Raw genomic sequence first — 19,765 nt, 5'->3', positions numbered from 1 at the left:
TTTCCGTTGTTTTGTGCGCCGCGCACGTGGCGTGGCGCAACCCGGCTAGCGCGGCACCAGGCCTTCCCACGCGCGTTGCAGCAGTTCGCGGATCGCCGCGCGCTCCAGCGGCCGCGGATTGGGATAGGCATTGGTGCACGCGAGTTCGGCCGCTTCGTCGAGGCCCGCTTCGGGCATGCCGATCTCCGCGAGCGACATGGGAATGCCAAGCGACTCGTTCAACGCATAGAGCCGCGGCCCGGCCTCATCCGCATGCGCGCCGCCGAGCGCACGCGCCACGCGCTCGAGCGCGTGTGGCGCGGCCGCGTGGTTGTAATGCGCCGTGTGCGACAGCATGACCGCATGCGTTTGCGCGTGCGGCAGGTTGAAGGTGCCGCCGAGCGTGTGGCAGAGCTTGTGATGCAGCGCCATGCTCACGGCGCCCAAGGAAGTGCCCGCGAGCCACGCGCCATAGAGCGCGCGACTGCGCATCGCCGCGTCGTCCGGGCGACGCACGACGCCCGGCAACGCTTCGCCCAGCGCGCGAATCGATTCTTCGGCCATCAGGCTGATCACCGGGTTCGCGTCCTCGGCATAGAGCGCCTCCACCGCGTGCGCGATGGCGTTCACGCCCGAGGCCGCCGAAATGCCGGCGGGCAGCGAGACCGTGAGCGACGGGTCGTAGATCACAGTGCGCGGCAGCACGCGCAGGTCGCGCCCGGTCTTTTTCAGGCGCCCTTCGGTGAGACCGTAGATGGGCGTCATCTCCGAGCCCGCGTAGGTCGTGGGCACGGCGACGATCGGCAGCGCCGATTCGAGCGCGATGGCCTTGCCAAGGCCGATGGTCGAGCCGCCGCCCACGGCCACGCAGCACTGCGCATCCAGTGCCGCCGCTTTCTCGCGCGCTGCCCGCGCGACCTCCACGGGCACGTGCATGACCGCTTCGGCATGGATACCCGCGGCGCGCTCGCCGAGCAGGCGCGCCACTTCTTCAGCGAGCGGCCGCTGCTCGGGCGTCGAGAGGATCAACGCGCGGCGTGCGCCCAGCCGGTCCACCTCTTCGGGCAACCGCGCGAGGTTGCCCCAGCCGAACACCACGCGCGACGGCAAGCCCTGATAAACGAAGCGATCCATACGTGCCTCAACGCTTGAAGTGGGGCGGCACCTGGGCGTCCACGTTGACCCACACCGAGCGGGCCTCCGTGTAGTCGTGCATCGCCTCGAAGCCCATTTCGCGACCGTAGCCCGATTGACCGACGCCGCCGAACGGGCTGCCCGGATTCACGCGCTTGTAGCAGTTCACCCAGCACATGCCCGCGTGAATCTTGCCCGCGATGCTGTGCGCGCGCGAGAGGTCGCGCGTCCACAGGCCGCTGCCGAGACCGTAGTCGGTGCCGTTGGCGATGGCGAGCGCCTCTTCGTCGGACTTGAAGCGCAGCACGGTCACGAACGGGCCGAACACCTCTTCCTGCGCGATGCGATCGTCCGGCGTCTTCGCCTCGATCACCGTGGGGCGCACGTAGTAGCCGTTGGCGAGCGCGGGGTCCTGCGGCGCGCTGCCGCCCGTGAGCACGCGCCCGCCCTGCTCGCGCGCCACGTCCACGAAGGCCTTCACGCGCTCCAGATGCTGCAGCGAAGTGAGCGGCCCCATTTCTGTTTCGGGGTCCAAAGGATTGCCGACACGAATCGAGGCGGCGAGCGCCACGAAGCGTTCGAGAAATGCGTCGGCGATGCGCTCATGCAGCACCAGACGCGAACCCGCAATGCACGCCTGCCCCTGGTTGTGGAAGATCGCCCAGGCCGCGCCGTTGATGGCGGCGTCGAGATTGGCGTCGTCGAACACGATATTGGCGCCCTTGCCGCCCAGTTCGAGCTGCACGCGCTTCAGGTTGCCCTGCGAGGCCTCCACGATGCGCCGCCCCGTTGCCGTCGAGCCGGTGAAGGCGATCTTGCCCACGCCCTCGTGCTCCGCGAGCCGCTGCCCGGCCGTATGCCCATAGCCCGGCACGATATTGACGACACCCGCGGGAAAGCCCACTTCCGCCATCAACTCGACGATACGCAGCGTGGAAAGCGGCGTGATTTCCGAGGGCTTCAGCACGACCGTGTTGCCGGCCGCGAGCGCCGGGCCCATCTTCCAGCTCGTGAACATGAGCGGGAAATTCCACGGCACGATCTGGCCCACCACGCCTATGGGCGCGCGCTGCACGTAGTTGAGAAAGCCCGTTTCGACCGGAATGACCGAGCCTTGCAGCTTGTCGGCCATGCCGCCGAAGTAGCGGAAGCACGCCGCCGTGCGCGGCACGTCTAGCGCGCGTGAATCGCGGATCGGGTGCCCCGTGTCGAGCGATTCCAGTTGCGCGAGTTCTTCGCCGTTCGCTTCGATGGCGTCGGCCAGACGCAGCAGCAGGCGGCCGCGCTCGGCGGCCGGCATCGCCGACCACTGCGGGAAGGCGCGCGTGGCGGCGGCCACGGCCAGATCGATGTCGGCCGCGGTGGCGGCGGCGATCTTCGTGATCAGCGAGCCGTCGTGCGGATTGAGCACGTCGATGGTGCCGCCCTCGACGGCGTCAACGAAGCGGCCGTCGATGAACAATTGCGTTTGCATGAGTAAATCCTCGGTTGATGCTTAGGCATGCTGGGTAGCTGCTGGGAACTCGCTCAGAACTCGACCGGATACGGCTTGAGTTCGCCGCTCTCGTAGCGCTTGGGCAAGCCGGCGGTCGCGTTCTCCCACACGAGCAGCATCGAACGCTTGGTCGAATAGCCCTGATGGCGGATATCGGCGGGCATGGCGCAAATGTCGCCCGCGCGCATGGTGATGCGTGCGCGCGGCGCACCGGTGTTTTTGTCGCCGATGTCCCAGACGATCTCGTCGGAGAGCTGCAGGAACCACTCCACGCGGTCGTTGCCGTGGAAAACCGGCAGGATGTACTCCTCGGTGGTCGGGCAGAACAGGCTCTGGCCGCACACCGAAGTGACCGAGGGATTCCACGTCACGTCCGAGCGCGAGAGGTACTTGAAGAGGTTGAACGCATGCAGCTCGCCTTCGAAACCGGGCTCGGCGTGCACTTCGGGGTTGTCCTGAGCCACGTCGGCGAAGGCGCGGTTCACCGGCAGGTCGTCGCGCAGCGGCGAGTCGCCTTCGAGGCCCGGCATGCGGCGCGTGGCGATGCGCGTGCGCTCGATCGCGGCGTCGTTCTCGCCATGCTTGCGGCCGAATGCGGTGCCGGTTTCCTCGGGCGCGGCGAACGGGTCGAAGCCTTCGTTGGTCCAGTCGTGCAGGATCGCCTTGAAGGTCGCCATGATGGTGGGCGTTTCGAAGGTCTCGATATAGTCCACGCCGGCGTCCTTCATGATGCCGTTGAACGAGCCCGCGTACACGTCCACCTTGCCGTAGTGATTGCGCGTGCCGAACACGTGGTCGAAATTCACCCAGCCGTAGAAAAAGCCCCAGGCCACGTCGCGCATCATGGCGCGCAGGAAGGCGTCGGCGGGGATGGCGTGCGTGCGCGTCTGTCCCTTCGCGGGCCACAGCACTTTCACGAAGTATTCGTCGCGCGTGAATTCGAAGGCGCCGAGCGTGTAGCGGCGATAGCCGGTCACGGCGTCGGGCTCGCTCGCGCGCACGGTGTCGGCGGCGAAGCCTGCGGAGTGGTCGAGGGTTTCGAGGGTGGCCATGTCGCGTCTCCAGTAGTCGAGTGTTCGGTTTGCGCGTGTTGTCAGTGCAGGCAGATCTCTGCCCACTTCTGCACGGACAGCTCACCGGCCATGGTCTGCACGAGCGCGACGCCAGCCTTCTGCGCGCTGAAGCGATACGCGCAGCCAGCCGGCAGCAGCGCTTGATGGCCGCGGCGCAGCACCACGTGGCCCATCTTGCGGCCCGCAGGCTGCTCGCCCGCGTCGACCGTACCCGTACCGCCCTTGAGCGGCGTATCGAGCTTGATGAAGTCGATGCGCACTTCGCCATCCATCAGGATCACGAACTCATCGTGTGCGCAGGCGAACCAGCGCGACTGCCCTTCCGTGCGCAGCACCTCGATCACGTATTCGAGGTTCTTGCCGACCACGACCTTCTCGTAGGGCGCCGAGCTTGCGGCGACTTCGAAGACGTTCGAGAAAACATAGTGGCGGGCGTCGCCGCTCGTGATTTCGATCTCGCCCTTGCGATACTGCTCGAGCGAGCCAAAGGCGGTGTGGAATGACGAATCGGTCATGGCTGTCTCCTGTTTTGGAAGGTTCGTTGGAATCAACTTTAGGAGCGCTGCGCGGCGGTAACAACCGGCGGCCAGGCGACTACGGCATTCGCGTTTCGCAAATAATCGCGGCAGGCAATCGTCGCAGGCGCTAGCGCACCCAGCCGCGCTCGATCAGCGGCACGTCCCACGCGGGCTCGGGGCCCAGATACTCGGCCAGAAACTCCACTAGCGCCTTCACTTTCAGGGCCTGGCGCTGCGTGGAGGGATACACGGCGGCAAAGCTCAACGCCGAGAGGTGGTAGTCGGTGAGGATCGGCACGAGCGAGCCGTTGAGGAGCGCCTCGCTCGCCACGAGCGTAGGCAGGCACACCACGCCGCCGCCCGTGAGCGCGTAATCGCGCAGCAAATGCACCGAGTTCGAGCGGATCATGCCGGGCAACTCCATTTCCACGACTTCGTCGCCGCGGGTCATCGTCCAGCGGTTGCGCGAGGGATAGCCCGAATAGAGCGCCGTGGTGTGCTGCAGCAATTCACGCGGATGCTGCGGCGCGCCATGCTCTTGCACATACGCGGGGGTGGCGCAAAAGAGCCGGCGCACCGAAAAGAGCCGCCGCTCGATCAGCGAATCGGAGATCGGCGGGAAGATCTGGAACGCGACGTCGAAACCTTCTTCGATCGGATCGACCACGCGGTCGTTGACGATCACGTCGAGCTGGATGCCGGGATAGCGGCGGTTGAACTCGGCGAGCGGCGCGCCGAAATGGCCCAGCGCGAAGCCCGGCAAGATCTGGATGCGCAGCCTGCCCGTGGGCGTGGCGCGCAGTTCGCGCATCTGGTCCGTCAGTTCGTTCACGCGCCCCACCACCTCCGCGCATTCACGATAAAACGCCTCCCCGACTTCGGAGAGGCGCACGTGCCGCGTGCTGCGATGAAAGAGCGGGGCGTTGACGAACTTCTCCAGTTGCTGGATCCGGTTCGTCACGACCGAACTGGTCACGCCGAGTTGCCGGGCCGCTTCCGCGAAACTGCTCGTTTCCGCCACGCGCACGAAGGCTTCGATGCTCAGGAATCGGTCCATGCTCCTCTCTTCTTCTCGGGTTCGGGCCCTTCAAGTATAGGGCCCGCCTCCGGTCGCTCGCGCCGCTCCTGCACGGGCGGCGCAGCCGCCGAGGACGACACGGACAGCGCGCGCACGCTACTCGGCCTGCCCCGCTGCAGGCAAGGGCGCGGCGGGCGCAATGGGGGCGGCGGCCTCGCTGCGCCGCAGCCTCGCGGGCGCGGTTTCCTTGAGGAAGAGGCTCACCAGCACGCCGAGGAACACGGCGCCGATCGGCAGCCACAAAATGTTCTGGATACCGAAATGCGCTGCAACAAATCCGGCGAGCGCGGGCGCCACGCCGCCGCCGAAGATTTCACCGGCGCCCACCACGAGGCCGATCGAAGTCGAGACCATGCCGGCCGGCGCGGCTTCGGTGGCAACCGGTCCCGAGAGCAGCGAAACGAGGCCGAGCGTGAAGAACGACGCCGCGAACAGCACAGCGAAGAGCGCGAACGGCTGCGCGCCGAGACCGCGAAACACGATCAGCATGACAGCGGTGCCCACGAAGCCGATGACGCTCGCGAGGCGCCGGCCCAGCAGATCCGAAAGCCCCGGCAAACCGAACTGTCCGACGAAACCGCCAAAGCCGATCGCCGAGGCCACGACGCCCATGCGCTGCGTATCGAGCGACAGGTACTGCGTGAGATAGAGCGGCAGCATGGCGCCGAGCACGAACACGCCCGTCATGGCGCAGAACAGCGCGACCATCGCCACGGGAATGTTGCGGCTGCGGATCACGTCGCGCCAGTGGCCGCGTTCGGCCTTCGAGGCAGACGCACCGGCATTACGCGCAGGCGCGCCTTGCGGCTCCCGGATCACGCGGTACATCAGCAAGCCGAGAATCAGCCCCGGCACCGAGACGAGCGCGAACACCCAGCGCCACGTCATCACGCCCAGCAACTGCGTGGCGATGATCGGCGCAAGCGCGAGCCCGAACAGCGCGAAGCCGCTTTGCTGAAGCCCGAGATTGAAGCCGCGGCGCTTCGGGTGCGAAGCATCGGCCGTGGCGGCGAAGCTGGTCGGGCAGAACGAACCTTCGGCCACGCCCATCAGCGCGCGTACGGCCAGCAGGCTCGCGAAGCCGCCTGCGAGGCCCGAAAAGCCCGAGAGCAGCGAGAACGCGATGATCGCCGGAATCAGCACCTTGCGCCGCCCCACCTTGTCGGACAGGCCGCCCATGACCGCCGCGAACACGCCCCACGAAAGGCCGAGGATGCCGATGCAATTGCCGACATCCTGCGCATTGAGGTTGAGGTCTTTCATGATGGACGGGAACAGCGGCGCGATCAGCCAGCGGTCGAGGCCCACGAGGCCGAAGCCCAGCGCCAGCAGCGTCACGGCCTTCCATTCGTAGGCCGTGTCCCATGTGTTCGGTTTCATCTCTGTCTCCTTGGGCCGGCCGCATGCCGCGCCACACGCTCATGGTCGAAAACGGTGTGCGACGCGACGTACACCGCTGCACGCTCGCAGGACGCCGTCGACATCGACGAGGCAAAGATAGTCGCAAGCGCGGTGTAATCAGTACCGGATAACGCCCGAATACGTCATTCGCGGATCGCGAATAATCGGGCGCGCAAGGCCGGCGGGCACGGCAGTCGGGACGCTGCGAGCGGGGCGCGCCACGCGATGCGACGCGGCGCGCCCACCCCAGGACTATTACGGGTAGACGCTCGCTGGCGCGGCGGGCGGTAGACATTCAACGCATGAGTTGCACGAGCCCGGGCGATCTGCAGGCCGCCGCCGCGCGGATCGCCGGGAAGATCCGCGAGGAATGAGCGCGGCGCTCACGCTTTGCGCAAGTGCTCGGTATGCATGTCGCTCAAACGGCTCAGCAGGATGCCGTAACCGGTCAAATGCCCGAGATAGACGCTCGTGAACACGCCCGTGGCGGGCAGCGCTTCGACGAGCGCATGCAGTTCCTCGCGAGTCAGCGGCGCCACGAGCAGAGCTGGGCGTTCCACCCGCAGGTCGGCCTGGGAAGCCAGTTGCCGGTGTACGTCCACGAGGCGCGCAAGGCCGCGCCGGTAGGCCTCTTTCCATTGTGCGTCGAGCGCCTCGTATTGCGCGTTGAACGTGTCGAGCGTTTCGAGGAAGCCGACGATCGAATCGAATAGCTCGTGGTAGCAAGCGAACAGCGGCAGGCGATCGCGATTGCGCTTCAGATGCGCCGACACCCACGACTGCTCCAGGTCCGACTTGAGGAGATCGTGCGCCTGCTTCAGATTGCTGCTCGACACCCGCAGCGCGGCCGTCGCCGATTTCAGCTTCGCGCGGTCCAGCGTGTTCGTCGCGACTTCGTTGAGCAAGGCTTCGGCCTGTGCGTTGCCGTCGTTCACGAGCGTATTTGCCCAGAATCCGTGGTCGGGCGGAAACGCGACCTGCTGAATGATGAAACCGAGCAGCATGCCGAGCACCACGCCGATCAGCCGTTGCTCGAGCAGCGGTATGTGCACGCCCGTGAAGAGCACGAGCGTCATCGGCACGGTGATGCTCGTCATCTGGAACACCGAAGGCCGGATGCGCACGATCGTGAAGATCACGAGCGGCAGCAGGATCACGCCCAGCCACAAATGCGGCGCGGTCAGCCAGATCAGGAGCGTGCCGATCGGCATCGCCACGAGGTTCGACATCACGCGCTTGTGGAAGTACCCGCGCGCCGCCGAGATGGAACTGCCGAGCGCGAGCGTGAGCATGGCCGAGCCCGAGAGCGCGACCGCCGCCTCGGGATACCCGCACGCGTACGGAACGCCGAAGCCTATCCACATGCCGAGCGTGAGCTTCGTGTATTTCGCGAGTTCGGAGAGGGAAAAGCGTGCGAGCGCACGGCGAAACGGCGTGAGCGGTTTGTGGGCGTAGGAGATGGTGGCCATGGATGCCGTCGGTCGTTTCAGGCGGAGCGCCAATGTTAACGCGAATGCCACAACTGTTCCGGCACTCAGACCCTCCTCGACGACTTCCCGATTATTTCGCGGCCCGGATTTTCTTTCCGATTCGTAAGACCAATCCTCGGCACTTTGTGCGGATGCCCGCCGGTCGGGGCTTTGCGGGCCGCCGTGCGCAAGGCGCATTCCTTGCGAATTATTTTCAATTTCTTTCGCGTTTTGTTCCTTTACCGTCATGTCCACCGGATGAAGTTCGCATTCCGAACCCGTCTTTGCGAACGTCTCCGCATCCCTCAAGCACTGGGGTCTGCCCATGACGACAACAACGAAGGTCTCCATTTGCCTGCCGACGTACAACCGGCCTGAACTGCTGGTTCGCTGCATCGAATCGTGTCTCATGCAAACGCATGCGAACGTCGAGATCGTGATCGGCGACGACTCGAGCGACGATCGCACGCAGCAACTGATCGCCTCGCGTTACGGCGACGACCCGCGCATCGCCTACCGGCGCAACGTGCCCGCGCTCGGCCAGGCGCCCAACGTGGCCAGCCTCTTCGAGCGCGCGAGCGGAGACAAGATCCTACTGATCCACGACGACGACTATCTGCTCGTGCACTGTATCGAGAAGCTGCTCGCGCAGTGGCAGCGTTATCCGGATCTGGAAGTCGCGTTCGGCGATCAATACGAAACCGATCACGACGGGCGCATCATGCAGGCGGCCAGCGAACGCATGAACATCGCGTATCACCGCACGGCCAGCGCCGCTGGGCTGCAATACCCGCCGGGCCGCGTGGGCATCGTGCAGATGTTCCCCAATAACGGCTGGCTCGCCGATGCGGCGCTCGTCAAGCGCATCGGCTACGACGACCACTACGGCACCTGCTGCGATTACGTGTTCGGCACGCGCTTGTGCCTCGCGGCAAAGCGCGTGTGCTATGTGAACGAATACGTCTCGTGCTATCGCATTACCGACGTTTCGGTATCCCAGGCAACGCGCACGAGCATCAATGCCTCGTCGATCTCGGCGTGGCGCTTTCTCAAGAGCCTCGCGCTGCCGCCCGAACTCGAACCGGCGCGCAAGCTCGCCATGCGCCGGCTCGTACCGATCGTGGTCTCGCTGCTCGCGCGCAATCGCGAGGCGCGCGCCGGGCTCCAGCTCGCGCTCGGCAATCTCTACGCGTACCGGTTCGGCTTCAGCCCGCGACTCTACTACCACCTGCTGATGATCTGGAAAGCCACGCGGCGGCCCGGCACGGAGTCCGTCGGCCTGTTGGGCATGAAGGACGAGCAGGTCGTGGATACGTCCCGAACGCGCATGCCGTAGCGAACGCATCACGCCGTGAACAGCGGCCGCAGATCGGCCACGTTCGCGACGTGCTCCAGCGCGTTGATCCGCTCGATCAGTTGCGCGGTCTTTTGCTGGCCGAGCACGGGCTCCATGAGATCGCGCGCCTTGTCGTTCACCTTGGCGACGTCACGAAGGCGCACCCCGGCTGCTCCACGGTGCCCGCCGCACTACGGCGTCGGGCAACGGCTGGTCGCGCGCAGCGACGAGATAGCGCGCAAGCTGCGCGGTGATGCCGGTGTCGTCCGGCGATGACGATGACGAGGGTGAGGCGTCGGCGGCAAACGCACGCATTGCGCCGACGACGGGCAGCATGCTGCACGCCGCGACGCACTGAAGCATGCGGCGGCGCGAAGGCGAAGGCGTTATTGGCATCGTTATCCGTTCGGAATCCATATTGAATCGCGCTGCCCGGTGCAGCTCATGCGGTAATCGCGCCGGCGTCGAAACGGTAGGCCATCAGCGCGGCCAGGCCGCGCCGTCCGTCTATCGACGCCGCCGCGCTCGTGAAGCCGTGTTTCGCGAGCAAGGCCGCTTCGATGGCATCGGCAGCGGCCTTGCCGGTTTCCAGCGAGCCCATGGCTTCGCCCACGTTGCGCGCGAGCCCGGCCGCCTGCGTCGCGGCGATGCCAAGCGCGTGGCGCGTGTGCAGCGCGTCGAGCGCGAGCAGGCGCGCTGCCGCGAGCGTCGCCCCCACGATCCCGAGCGACGCGGCGACGTTCCAGCGCGCACGGAACGCTTCGTCGTCCACGGCGGCGCCGAGCCGCGCCGAAGCGCGCGTGCCGACCGCGACGGCAGCGGCAATGTCGTCTTCGTCGGCCCCGAGAGACTCGCCGAGCGTAAGCGCTGCTGCCACGGCGGGCGTGGCGGTCGAGCCCGCATCCAGCGTGGCGAGCGCGGCGCCGAGCTGCCATGCGCGCGAGCGCGCATCGGTGGCCTGCGCGAGCATGGCGCTCAGCGGGCTGGCGTCGCGGGGCTGCGCGGCGCAGCGGCGCGCGTTCGCCACGGCGCTGCGCGCGGCTTCGAGTTCGCGCTCGCCAGGCTTCGCGGCGGCAAGCGCCACAAATGCATCGGCAACGGCGGAATGGGCGGCGGGGTTATGCATGAACCAGATCCTCGTTCGGCGTGCAAAGGGCGAAGAACGCATCGAGACTCGCGGCGCGCTCGACGTTCGCGACGGCGGCGGCAATGCGATCCGCCGCGCCCGCGCCGAGCCGCGGGTCGATCAGCAGACGCACCTTGTCGAGCAGTTCGTCGTCGGTCAGGGGCCGCGCGAGACTGCCGCGCGCATGGTCGACGTGATGCGCGACCACGCTGCCGTCGTGCAGCCGCGCCTCGATGTAGACCTCGTCGCGGTTCAAGGCGGGGTCGGGCGCGAGCGTCGTCTTCGCGCGCAGCGCCTTCACGTCGTCGCGCGTCACGCGGCTGTCGTCGTATTGCGCGAGGCCCACCTGGCCATCGCACAGCGCGGCGGCCACACCATGGATCGCGCTGAAGCGCGCCTGCAGGCCGTCACGAGGCTGCGGGTTGCCCATCAACTCCGGCACGAGCGGATGACAGCGCACTACGATCGCGTCGATCGAACCGGCGTCCGCAATGCGCTCAGCGATTGCGAGGCCGGCATCGATGGCCGGATGCGCGACGATCCCGCACGGATACGGCTTGTAGGTGTTGAACAGCAACTCCCAGCGCTCGCCGAAATCGCCGTTCATGCGCTCGAAGTCCACCTTCGTCGAGAGCGATCGCGAGTAGCCGCCCGGCGCTTCGAAGATGTCCTCGGCGGCGCGCTGCCCGTGCTGGGCGAGCCGTGCCGCGTCGATGCCGTTGGCAGCCGCCTTGCCGGGATGAAACGGCTTGGTCATGGTGCCGAAGGCCTCGCGTTGCCCGACGAACATCGAGGCGGCAATCGATACGGCCTCCTTGAGCTGGACTTCGTCGAGGCCGAGCAGCAGCGCCGCCGTGACCGCACAACCAATCACGCCGCACGTGCCCGTGATATGCCAGCCCCGGTCGTAGTGCTCGGGCGAGATCGCCACGCCCACGCGCAATTGCGCCTCGCAGCCCAGCGCGAACGCCGTGAGCGCCTGCGCGCCCGTGGGCCGCGTTTGCGGCGCGAGCGCGGCGAGTACGGCGAGCGTGGCCGCCGCGGGATGGATCACGGTGACGAGATGCGTATCGTCGAAATCGTCGAGGTGACCCGCGAAGCCGTTCGCCAGCGCGGCGAAATGCACGTCGATGCGCTCCGTACGACCGGGCACGCCCGCCTCATGGGCGGCGCCGAGATCGCGCGCAGTCGCGAGTATCGCTTCCACGCCCGGATGCGTGCAGGCGCCGATCGTTGTGCCCGCAACGTTGATGAACGAGCGCTTCGCTTCCTGCAGGACGTCGGCGGGCAAGGGGCGCTGGGCCAGTGCATGCAGGCCCTGCGCGAACGCGGCGGCGATGGAACCACTCATTGGGACAACTCCTCGAGACGTACACCGTTGGTTTTCGGACCCCACGCGCCGACCGCCACGACGATCACGACCATGGCCGACGAGATCAGCAGGAACACGGCCGGCACGCCGTAGTGCTTGAGCAGCGCCGCGACCCAAAAGCCGACGAAGATCGAACTCACCCGGCTCCAGCTGAAGACGAAGCCCACGGCGCGCGCGCGAATGCGCGTGGGATACAGCTCGGCCTGATAGGTGTGGAAGATGCCGATGAGCCAGTTGTTCGCGATCGTCACCGCGCTGCCGAACAGGAGGATCGGCACGGGGTCGCGCACCTGGCCGAACATCACGCCCGCCACGGCCACGACGATGGCACAGCCCACCAGTTGCCACTTGCGCTGGTAGCGCTCCGCGCAGGCCATGGCGCCGATGGCGCCGAGCGGGGTCGTGATGGCGATCACCATGGTGTAGAGCAGCGAATGCGTGATCGTGATGCCCTTCGAGTACAGCAGCACCGGCACCCACGCGCCAAAGCCATACACGCCGAAGGTCTGGCAGAAGTTGAACAGCGACAGCATCACCGTGCGCTTGAAGTAGCGGCCCTGCCACATCTCGATCCACGCGCCGCGCGCCTCCAGCTGGCTCGCATTCGGGCCTTCGGGCGGCTCGGCGAGCGGCTTGCCGGTTTCGGCGACCACCCTGCGCTCGATCTCGTCGACGATCTGGCGCGCCTCGCTCACCCGCCCCTTGCTCTCGAGCCAGCGCGGCGATTCCGGCAAGCCGTGGCGAATGAACCAGATGAACACCGCGCCGGCCGCGCCGATGATCATCACCCAGCGCCAGCCTTCCATGCCGAGGAACGTGCGCGGCACGAGCGCGTAGGAGATGACCGCGACCACGGGCACCGAAGTCAGAATGACGAGAATGCTGAACGCCGTGTAGCGCCCGCGTGCATCGCGCGGCGTGAGCTCGGAGATATAAGTGTCGACAGTGATGAGCTGCATGCCGATGCCCACGCCCGCCACGAAGCGCCAGGCGTCCATGCCGAGCGGCGAATGCTGGAAGGCCGCGATGAAGCTCGCCACGGAGTACGTCAGCATGGCGAAGGTGAACACGATGCGCCGCCCGAAGCGGTCGGTGACGCCGCCCAGCGCCACCGTGCCGACGAACATGCCCGCGAAGAACGAGCCCAGAAAGCTGGCGAAGCCGTTCACATCGAAGAGCCCGGCCGTGGTGGCGCGGTACAGGCCGCTGTGGATGAGGCCCAGCGAGATATAGGCCGCCATGAACATTTCATAGAACTCGAACCATCCGCCCACCGCGATGCGCGCGACCAGCCCGCGGAAGTACCGCGTGGGCGGCAGCCGGTCGAGCCGCGCCGAGACACTCGCCTCGACGTGCGTTGAGCCGGCAATCTCGGTTCCCATGTACATGGCGTCTCCTTGCCTGACGGGTAGTCGAATTGGATTGCGCTTTAGTGTCGACAGTTATATTCAGTATATGGCGAATTTCCGCTTTTCGCAGAGATTTTCGCGCCTGAGTGTATACACTTAAGTAACCGACCTGCGACTTCGAAGGCGAAGCAGGCAGCGGATTTGTTACAATCGGCGGCGCTGCGCCCGCTCGCGGCGCCACGGGGGAAAGCGCATGGATGAAGATGTCGGCGTAATGGCCGCCCCGGAAACGGGCGAGCAGTCGAGCGTGGCCGAGATCGTCGACTGGGTGGCGCGCGGCATCATCGAAGGCCGGTTGCGTCCCGGCGACGACCTGAATTCGGTCGATCTCGCCAAACGCTTCGGCGTGAGCCGCACGCCCGTGCGCGAGGCGCTATTCGCGCTCACGCGTGAAGGACTCGTCGACTGGTCGCCGCGCCGCCGCCCGCGCGTGGCCGCCATGCAGTTGAAGGAAGTGCGCGAGATCTACGCGCTGCGCGCCCTGCTTTACGGCCAGGTGTCGCTCGCGATCGTCGAGCACGCCACGGACGAGGACATCGCCGCGCTGTGGCGCGCGCATGGCAAGCTCGCCGAAGTCGCGGCAAAGGGCGACGTGGACGGCTACTTCTGGGCCAACGTCGCGTTTCGCGACGAGGAACTGCGTGTGAGCCGCAACGGCATCTTCAAGGAGGTGCTGGACTCCATGCGCATGCGCACGAACCGCCTGCGCCACCTGAGCACCTCGCTGCCGGGCCGCCTGCAGCGTTCCTGCACCGACCACCAGCGGCTGTGCGAGGCGTATGCCGAGCGCGACGGCGTGCTGGCCGCGGCGCTGAACCGGTCGATCGTGATGGGCGCCCTGCGTGCGATCGAAGCGGCCTGGGACACCCTGCGCTGAGCATGGGCCCTTGCTGCGCCCCTTTTTATTAACGCGGATGCCGCGTCGAACGGGGCCTGTGGCCCTCCCCGCCAGGCTTGCCGAAAGGCCGGGGATACAACATACTTGACGATTCGACCGAATTCCTTCCGCATTCTCGTTCTACCGGGTTCTTTCTCATCATGAGCACAATTCTTGAAAGCCTTCCGACCGGCCAAAAGGTCGGTATCGCCTTCTCCGGCGGCCTCGACACCAGCGCCGCGCTGCACTGGATGAAGCTCAAGGGCGCCGTGCCTTACGCCTACACGGCGAACCTGGGCCAGCCCGACGAAGACGACTACGATTCGATCCCGCGCCGCGCGACCGAGTACGGCGCCGCCGGTGCACGCCTGATCGACTGCCGTGCGCAGCTCGTGGCGGAAGGCATCGCCGCCCTGCAATGTGGCGCGTTCCACATCTCGACGGCCGGCGTGACGTACTTCAATACGACCCCGATTGGCCGCGCCGTGACGGGCACGATGCTCGTGGCCGCGATGAAGGAAGACGGCGTCAACATCTGGGGCGACGGTTCGACCTACAAGGGCAACGACATCGAGCGCTTCTACCGCTATGGCCTGCTCGTCAATCCGGACCTGAAGATCTACAAGCCGTGGCTCGACCAGCAGTTCATCGACGAACTGGGCGGCCGCTCGGAAATGTCGGAGTTCATGCGCCAGTCGGGCTTCGAATACAAGATGTCGGCCGAGAAGGCCTATTCGACCGACTCGAATCTGCTCGGCGCAACGCACGAAGCGAAGGATCTCGAAAGCCTGGAAAGCGGCATCAAGATCGTGAACCCGATCATGGGCGTGGCGTTCTGGCGCGACGACGTCAAGATCGACCGCGAAGAAGTGACGATCCGCTTCGAGGAAGGCCAGCCGGTCGCGCTGAACGGCCAGACGTTCCCGAACGCCGTGGAACTGCTGCTCGAAGCGAACCGCATCGGCGGCCGTCACGGTCTGGGCATGAGCGACCAGATCGAAAACCGCATCATCGAGGCGAAGAGCCGCGGCATCTACGAAGCCCCGGGTCTGGCGCTGCTCTACATCGCCTATGAGCGCCTCGTGACGGGCATCCACAACGAAGACACCATCGAGCAGTACCGCGAGAACGGCCGCCGTCTGGGCCGCCTGCTGTACCAGGGCCGCTGGTTCGACCCGCAGGCCATCATGCTGCGTGAAACGGCCCAGCACTGGGTGGCGCGCGCCATCACCGGCGAAGTGAAGATCGAACTGCGCCGCGGCAACGACTACTCGATCCTCAGCACGAAGTCGGACAACCTCACGTATCAGCCGGAGCGTCTGTCGATGGAGAAGGTCGCCTCGACGTTCTCGCCACGCGACCGTATCGGCCAGCTGACGATGCGCAACCTCGACATCACCGACACGCGCGAGAAGCTGCGCGTGTACTCGAAGGTGGGTCTGCTCGCGCCGGGTGCAGCTTATACGCTGCCGCAGCTGAACGACGAGAAGAAGTAAGGCGTCGTCGCTTTGTGAAGAAAGGGAAGGCACTGCGCCTTCCTTTTTTTATGTCTGTGCGGGTTTGCGTCTGGCGTTCGAGTTACCCACAGATTTTGTTGGCAAGGCTGGGGACAACTCGCGCCCAACCGCACCAACCCCCTGTCGCATAAGGGTTTTCGGGCGACGCGCGGGGGAAAGGCTCAATCGTTTCGTTGTGGATGCTGCGGGCACGTCACGCTGGACACGCGACTGTCAGAGCCCCAGCCATTCCCATGTTGTTCCGTCGTCACCCGGCATGCGCTCTCCCCGGCTGCGGGTCACGATGCGCGCGAGGTCGTAGCTGTACTGCCAGTCCCGCGTCGCCGTACGCGCAAGCCATCGGCCGCTGCGTGGGCAGACAGCGCCAGGGTCACACGTGTGCTCGGTGCCTTCGATGAGGTCGGGCGACCATGGCTTGACGGGTGTCGGCGCGCTGCCCGCCCATAGCCACTGCACCGGCTTGCTCAGCTCCGCGCCGGAGGCGGACTCCGTGAACATCTTCACGCTGTCCGTGGGGGCTACGTCCCCGGCCTTGAACGGCCTGAGCTGAAGGCTGTGAATTGGCATGCCACCGCTCTTTTGCACGGCGCGGTACAGGCCGTCCTCGGCAAAGGTTTCGCCGGGCTTGACCGGTTGCCACGACATGTCCTGGCGGTGCTGCGCTTCCCACTGCTCGTGCTCCTGGGGTGTTGAGGGGTAGTCGCGGTCGATGCTGATGCGGGTTTTAATGGGACAGAAATCGACGTGTGTTGACAGCCCCCAACCATAGCCCTCATATTGAATATTCAAATAAGCCACACCCGAAAGATCGTACTCACCCTTCTGGATTTTATTGTCCGGAATGGACTCAATTTTCAAAGTTCTACTGTCACCTGGATTGAGCAATATCTCTCCATCTGGAAATTCATTTTTGTTGAGTATTTTTCTACTCGCCAGATTAAATCCCCAATCATCACGAGCTTGCATTTTCCCAAGTTCACTAAACGGAGCAACAGCAAGTCCGCCATTCCGATTGTCACCGGGCCAATGATCCGGTGTCTTAAACCTTATCCAGCGATTTCCGGAATTAATGAACCGAACAGAAATAATATAACTTCCGTTTTTATGCTCGACGCTCTCCGTTGTGAAGTCTAACTTGATAAGTTTCGCGCCATGCTTCCACGCTTCCTCTGACAGCCTGAACGGCGCATCGAAAATTTCTCTGTTGAATTTCTCAGGAATCTTTCGTATCGATCCACGCCGATTCACTACCTTCCCATCTTCGAGACAGGCAACCCGGTACGTGGCTGGTGGGTCGTAAGTTTCAGGGCCGCCCCCCTGAATATCTGTTTCACACAGGGTCTTGGCAGCAGTTGTCAGCTCCTGCAAATCCGTGTTTTGTACGGTGAGAACAAACACTCCGATACCCGTCTGGGATTCCTCGTTAATCGTGTCTCCCTTCGCAAAATAAAACTTGCTTTCGCCGTCGAAAGTCATTTGCCTCGACCCATACTCCAGACCACCTGACCATGAAAGAGAAAACGCGCCGGGTCGTACGACGTCGTTATTCGAATCATTCGCCATCGCGCACCTGCCTCCTGGCCATAGCACTATCAGGGACAAAAAAGCCGTCCACCATATCTTTCGAAATTTCGGATCACCGTTATTTTTTGGCATCGATCGCCCGCGTCTTTGCCGCAGGGTTTCCAGTGCCGAGTTCAGATTTCTTGCCCGCTGCAGCGGGAGCGTTGTAGCCCACCCGCCACAGTTTGCTGGTGTGCGCCGAGAACCATCGGCGTATATATTCAAGGTAATAAGGTGAAGTAGTCGCGATAGGCTTACTGCAGCCGTTTCCCATGAGATTATTTTCAGTTTCAATCACCCAAACCTTGTTCGTCGTCTTGTTGGCGTCTGCCAGGGAAAAGTCTATATCCATGCCGTCCTTGATATACATGGAATGTACGAACCCACCTTGCATCCAATACTCGTCAGGGAAATTGAACAGATGCCCTGTTTCATGCGCTTTCGTTTGTGTAATTTTTTCGGTATATCGCCCCGTTCCTGGATCTTTCTCGTATTCTGTTTCCGGCCAATTTCTTGCGTCCGCTCGTGCGGTCGTAGGAAAGAGATTAATAACGATATTCGGATTAAGCGCTGCTGCGTCAGCCTCCCTAACCACATGGATATCCGCACAGAACTTCACCGCAATCCGGCAACCACACGCGCCACCCTTCTGGCATCCATCGAGAATCAGCTTGTAGTTCCCCTGATTCAGCGTTTTCTCGATCATGTTTTTGTACGTCGAAGCATCGACTTCTGCCGGATCACGCTCCACCAGCATTAGTCCCTGCGCAGCAAAAGTCTTGCGGGAGTTCGCTCCGTTTTTAAAGGTCTCATACTGCACGACCGCGTAGTTGTTCTTCTCATCACGCAGCGGTTCCCCGGTTGAAGGATTCATTCTGACCAGCAACTTTGGCGCCAATACCGTAACGACTTTTGCGGTCAACGTCTTACTGCTGGAGTCGTAACTGAACTGACACGTCGTGATATCCGTCCCAGAGCACATTACTGGATCATCGCCGTCCTTAATACGCTCGGTTCTAGTCCAACCATATTTCTGGTAGGCCGGCGTCTCCCGTTCCATGCGGGCGAACTCCGTGAAATCCGGCAGCCTCCAGTCGCATGGCGCTGGACTCTGCAACTGGATCGGATCGGGAGCGACACAATACTGGTTGGTGTTGTCGGGGTCGTTGATAACCAATCCGCCGTTACCTGCCGGACCATCTGCGGAACCCGTCGAGTTCGGTAGCTGCTGCGTCTGTGGCAGCGGCTGCGCGCCCTGCAGCCCTCCGCCACCCGCCGAGGCCATAGACGTGATATCAAGCGACGGCGCAGGCGCGACTGCTCCCGTATTCGCCAGTGCCTCCCATTGCGCCGGGAGTGGCGCAGGTGCCGGCGGTGGCACCACGAACTTCGGATGGGTCCGCCACACCTCGCAGTCGGTCGTGTACGGCACGAACTTCGGCGCGAACGCCGTGCCACCCAGGTCCATCTGCGCGGGACCGGTGCCCTTCATGCTGGTTGTCCGGAACAGCACCCCGCCGCGCGAGCCGATCTCGACACCTTCGCCGGTCAGCTTCACGTAGGTGCCGTTCACGTTCAGGATGATCTCCTTCGCCGCCTTCATGTGAACCGCGCCGTTGACTGACTCGATCGTCAGGCCTTCCTGCGAGGCGAGCTGCATCCTGCCACGCTGGGCCTGCGCCACGAAGTCACCCGCCGCCGTGATGAGACTCAGGCCCTTCTGCGTGAACAACGACAGCAAGTCACCTGCCGCCACCGTGAACCGCCTGAGCGTGCTGAAGTGAATCCCCTTCTTCGCCGTGCCGATGATCGAGCCATCGGCGGCGAGCTGCACACCATCGCCCGACGCCAGGGCGACCGGTCCAGGCCCTGTCACCAGCACACCGGGTTTCTTCAGTTCATGCAGACCTGCGTTGATGCCCTTCTGTGCGTCGAGGTCAGCGGGCGTGGCCTTCGACGCTTCAGCGGACTGCGCGAGCGTGCCGGCGAATGCCTGGTGGTCCTTGAACAGCGCGTTGGTCTCATCCATGGCGAGCACCTTGCCGCCACCGCCTGGCTGGTTGTACGCCGTCACCATCACGCCAGCGCCACCACGATTGACCAGATGCGCGCCCGTGCGAAGCTCCGCTCCCGTGCCCCGCTCGTTCAGGTCGCGGTCGGGAATGAAGCCCAGGTTGAGCTGCGAGCGGCCCGAATGCTCCGTGCCCAGTTCGATGCCCCGCTGCTGCTCCCAGTCATCGAACCACAGCTTGTTGCCCGAGCGCGTGCGTATCTCGCTGCGCGACATGCGTCGGCGTGAGCTGTTGATGAGGTCCGGGTTTTGGGCATTCGGAATGAAGGCCACGGCGACCGGCTTGTTGGGATTGCCTTCAAGAAATCCCGCGATACCGAAGTCGCCATCCACCGGCGGCAGGTTCA

General features: G+C 64.5%; 17 protein-coding genes. 3 read left to right on the top strand and 14 right to left on the bottom strand.

Annotated features, from left to right (window positions below; all coding sequences use genetic code 11):
* Nucleotides 1-45: 45 nt before the first annotated feature.
* The 7 genes from AB4Y42_RS26265 to AB4Y42_RS26235 all read right to left on the bottom strand — a co-directional run bounded on the left by AB4Y42_RS26265 (nt 46) and on the right by AB4Y42_RS26235 (nt 8,147).
* The gene (locus AB4Y42_RS26265) at nt 46-1,113 is read right to left on the bottom strand and encodes a maleylacetate reductase (RefSeq protein WP_368695791.1); all 1,068 of its coding nucleotides are present in this window, start codon (nt 1,111-1,113) and stop codon (nt 46-48) included.
* A gap of 7 nt (nt 1,114-1,120) precedes the next feature.
* The gene (locus tag AB4Y42_RS26260; RefSeq protein WP_368695790.1) at nt 1,121-2,587 is read right to left on the bottom strand and encodes an aldehyde dehydrogenase family protein; all 1,467 of its coding nucleotides are present in this window, start codon (nt 2,585-2,587) and stop codon (nt 1,121-1,123) included.
* 53 nt (nt 2,588-2,640) lie between these two features.
* Nucleotides 2,641-3,660, bottom strand: coding sequence for a hydroxyquinol 1,2-dioxygenase (locus AB4Y42_RS26255; protein WP_368687331.1), 1,020 nt, complete (start codon nt 3,658-3,660; stop codon nt 2,641-2,643).
* Between the two features lie 41 nt (nt 3,661-3,701).
* Complete coding sequence (locus AB4Y42_RS26250; RefSeq protein WP_368695789.1) at nt 3,702-4,196, bottom strand: hydroxyquinol 1,2-dioxygenase; 495 nt, start codon at nt 4,194-4,196, stop codon at nt 3,702-3,704.
* A 130-nt stretch (nt 4,197-4,326) separates the two neighbouring features.
* Nucleotides 4,327-5,256: a LysR substrate-binding domain-containing protein gene (locus AB4Y42_RS26245; RefSeq protein WP_368695788.1), complete on the bottom strand. Its 930-nt coding sequence runs from the start codon at nt 5,254-5,256 to the stop codon at nt 4,327-4,329.
* 117 nt (nt 5,257-5,373) lie between these two features.
* Nucleotides 5,374-6,657, bottom strand: coding sequence for an MFS transporter (locus AB4Y42_RS26240; RefSeq protein ID WP_368695787.1), 1,284 nt, complete (start codon nt 6,655-6,657; stop codon nt 5,374-5,376).
* Between the two features lie 404 nt (nt 6,658-7,061).
* Nucleotides 7,062-8,147, bottom strand: a complete 1,086-nt coding sequence (locus AB4Y42_RS26235; protein ID WP_368695786.1) for an FUSC family protein — start codon at nt 8,145-8,147, stop codon at nt 7,062-7,064.
* A 325-nt stretch (nt 8,148-8,472) separates the two neighbouring features.
* Between AB4Y42_RS26235 and AB4Y42_RS26230 the strand changes: the two genes are divergently transcribed.
* On the top strand, nt 8,473-9,483 hold the full coding sequence (locus AB4Y42_RS26230; RefSeq protein ID WP_368695785.1) for a glycosyltransferase family 2 protein: 1,011 nt from the start codon (nt 8,473-8,475) through the stop codon (nt 9,481-9,483).
* An 8-nt stretch (nt 9,484-9,491) separates the two neighbouring features.
* Here the strand turns inward: AB4Y42_RS26230 and AB4Y42_RS26225 are convergent, their stop codons facing one another.
* The 5 genes from AB4Y42_RS26225 to AB4Y42_RS26205 form a co-directional block, all read right to left on the bottom strand.
* Nucleotides 9,492-9,647 (bottom strand): hypothetical protein, encoded by a 156-nt coding sequence (locus AB4Y42_RS26225; protein ID WP_368687337.1) that lies wholly within the window; start codon nt 9,645-9,647, stop codon nt 9,492-9,494.
* Nucleotides 9,634-9,819: a hypothetical protein gene (locus AB4Y42_RS26220; RefSeq protein ID WP_368687338.1), complete on the bottom strand. Its 186-nt coding sequence runs from the start codon at nt 9,817-9,819 to the stop codon at nt 9,634-9,636. The genes AB4Y42_RS26225 and AB4Y42_RS26220 overlap by 14 nt, the downstream gene beginning before the upstream one ends.
* Nucleotides 9,820-9,925: 106 nt before the next feature.
* Nucleotides 9,926-10,609, bottom strand: coding sequence for an MmgE/PrpD family protein (locus tag AB4Y42_RS26215; RefSeq protein ID WP_368695784.1), 684 nt, complete (start codon nt 10,607-10,609; stop codon nt 9,926-9,928).
* On the bottom strand, nt 10,602-11,960 hold the full coding sequence (locus AB4Y42_RS26210; protein WP_368687340.1) for an MmgE/PrpD family protein: 1,359 nt from the start codon (nt 11,958-11,960) through the stop codon (nt 10,602-10,604). Before AB4Y42_RS26210 ends, AB4Y42_RS26215 begins: the two co-directional genes overlap by 8 nt.
* The gene (locus AB4Y42_RS26205) at nt 11,957-13,369 is read right to left on the bottom strand and encodes an MFS transporter (protein ID WP_368695783.1); all 1,413 of its coding nucleotides are present in this window, start codon (nt 13,367-13,369) and stop codon (nt 11,957-11,959) included. The genes AB4Y42_RS26210 and AB4Y42_RS26205 overlap by 4 nt, the downstream gene beginning before the upstream one ends.
* A gap of 214 nt (nt 13,370-13,583) precedes the next feature.
* On the opposite strand from AB4Y42_RS26205, the gene AB4Y42_RS26200 reads away from it, so the two are divergent.
* Together AB4Y42_RS26200 and argG are read left to right on the top strand one after the other, a co-directional pair.
* Complete coding sequence (locus AB4Y42_RS26200) at nt 13,584-14,267, top strand: GntR family transcriptional regulator (RefSeq protein ID WP_368687342.1); 684 nt, start codon at nt 13,584-13,586, stop codon at nt 14,265-14,267.
* Nucleotides 14,268-14,428: 161 nt separating this feature from the next.
* A complete protein-coding gene (argG, locus tag AB4Y42_RS26195; protein ID WP_110383903.1) occupies nt 14,429-15,763 on the top strand; it encodes an argininosuccinate synthase in 1,335 nt (444 codons plus the stop codon).
* 234 nt (nt 15,764-15,997) lie between these two features.
* On the opposite strand, the gene AB4Y42_RS26190 is transcribed toward argG, so the two are convergent.
* Both AB4Y42_RS26190 and AB4Y42_RS26185 read right to left on the bottom strand, forming a co-directional pair.
* Entirely contained in the window at nt 15,998-17,347 is a 1,350-nt protein-coding gene (locus AB4Y42_RS26190) for a hypothetical protein (protein WP_368687344.1), read from the bottom strand.
* Between the two features lie 79 nt (nt 17,348-17,426).
* Nucleotides 17,427-19,765: DUF2345 domain-containing protein (locus AB4Y42_RS26185; protein WP_368695782.1), on the bottom strand; the 2,339-nt coding region annotated here is incomplete at its 5' end.

The organism is Paraburkholderia sp. EG286B (genome assembly GCF_040965655.1).
Lineage (GTDB): Bacteria > Pseudomonadota > Gammaproteobacteria > Burkholderiales > Burkholderiaceae > Paraburkholderia.
The sequence above is the reverse complement of the archived record's forward strand: the minus strand, read 5'-3'. Positions and strand labels throughout refer to the sequence as shown.

What these genes read in the sequence shown, in the direction of transcription:
- AB4Y42_RS26265 (WP_368695791.1), bottom strand. Translation starts at nt 1,113, where the DNA reads ATGGATCGCTTCGTTTATCAGGGCTTGCCGTCGCGCGTGGTGTTCGGC.
- AB4Y42_RS26260 (WP_368695790.1), bottom strand. Translation starts at nt 2,587, where the DNA reads ATGCAAACGCAATTGTTCATCGACGGCCGCTTCGTTGACGCCGTCGAG.
- AB4Y42_RS26255 (WP_368687331.1), bottom strand. Translation starts at nt 3,660, where the DNA reads ATGGCCACCCTCGAAACCCTCGACCACTCCGCAGGCTTCGCCGCCGAC.
- AB4Y42_RS26250 (WP_368695789.1), bottom strand. Translation starts at nt 4,196, where the DNA reads ATGACCGATTCGTCATTCCACACCGCCTTTGGCTCGCTCGAGCAGTAT.
- AB4Y42_RS26245 (WP_368695788.1), bottom strand. Translation starts at nt 5,256, where the DNA reads ATGGACCGATTCCTGAGCATCGAAGCCTTCGTGCGCGTGGCGGAAACG.
- AB4Y42_RS26240 (WP_368695787.1), bottom strand. Translation starts at nt 6,657, where the DNA reads ATGAAACCGAACACATGGGACACGGCCTACGAATGGAAGGCCGTGACG.
- AB4Y42_RS26235 (WP_368695786.1), bottom strand. Translation starts at nt 8,147, where the DNA reads ATGGCCACCATCTCCTACGCCCACAAACCGCTCACGCCGTTTCGCCGT.
- AB4Y42_RS26230 (WP_368695785.1), top strand. Translation starts at nt 8,473, where the DNA reads ATGACGACAACAACGAAGGTCTCCATTTGCCTGCCGACGTACAACCGG.
- AB4Y42_RS26220 (WP_368687338.1), bottom strand. Translation starts at nt 9,819, where the DNA reads ATGCTGCCCGTCGTCGGCGCAATGCGTGCGTTTGCCGCCGACGCCTCA.
- AB4Y42_RS26215 (WP_368695784.1), bottom strand. Translation starts at nt 10,609, where the DNA reads ATGCATAACCCCGCCGCCCATTCCGCCGTTGCCGATGCATTTGTGGCG.
- AB4Y42_RS26210 (WP_368687340.1), bottom strand. Translation starts at nt 11,960, where the DNA reads ATGAGTGGTTCCATCGCCGCCGCGTTCGCGCAGGGCCTGCATGCACTG.
- AB4Y42_RS26205 (WP_368695783.1), bottom strand. Translation starts at nt 13,369, where the DNA reads ATGTACATGGGAACCGAGATTGCCGGCTCAACGCACGTCGAGGCGAGT.
- AB4Y42_RS26200 (WP_368687342.1), top strand. Translation starts at nt 13,584, where the DNA reads ATGGATGAAGATGTCGGCGTAATGGCCGCCCCGGAAACGGGCGAGCAG.
- argG (WP_110383903.1), top strand. Translation starts at nt 14,429, where the DNA reads ATGAGCACAATTCTTGAAAGCCTTCCGACCGGCCAAAAGGTCGGTATC.
- AB4Y42_RS26190 (WP_368687344.1), bottom strand. Translation starts at nt 17,347, where the DNA reads ATGGCGAATGATTCGAATAACGACGTCGTACGACCCGGCGCGTTTTCT.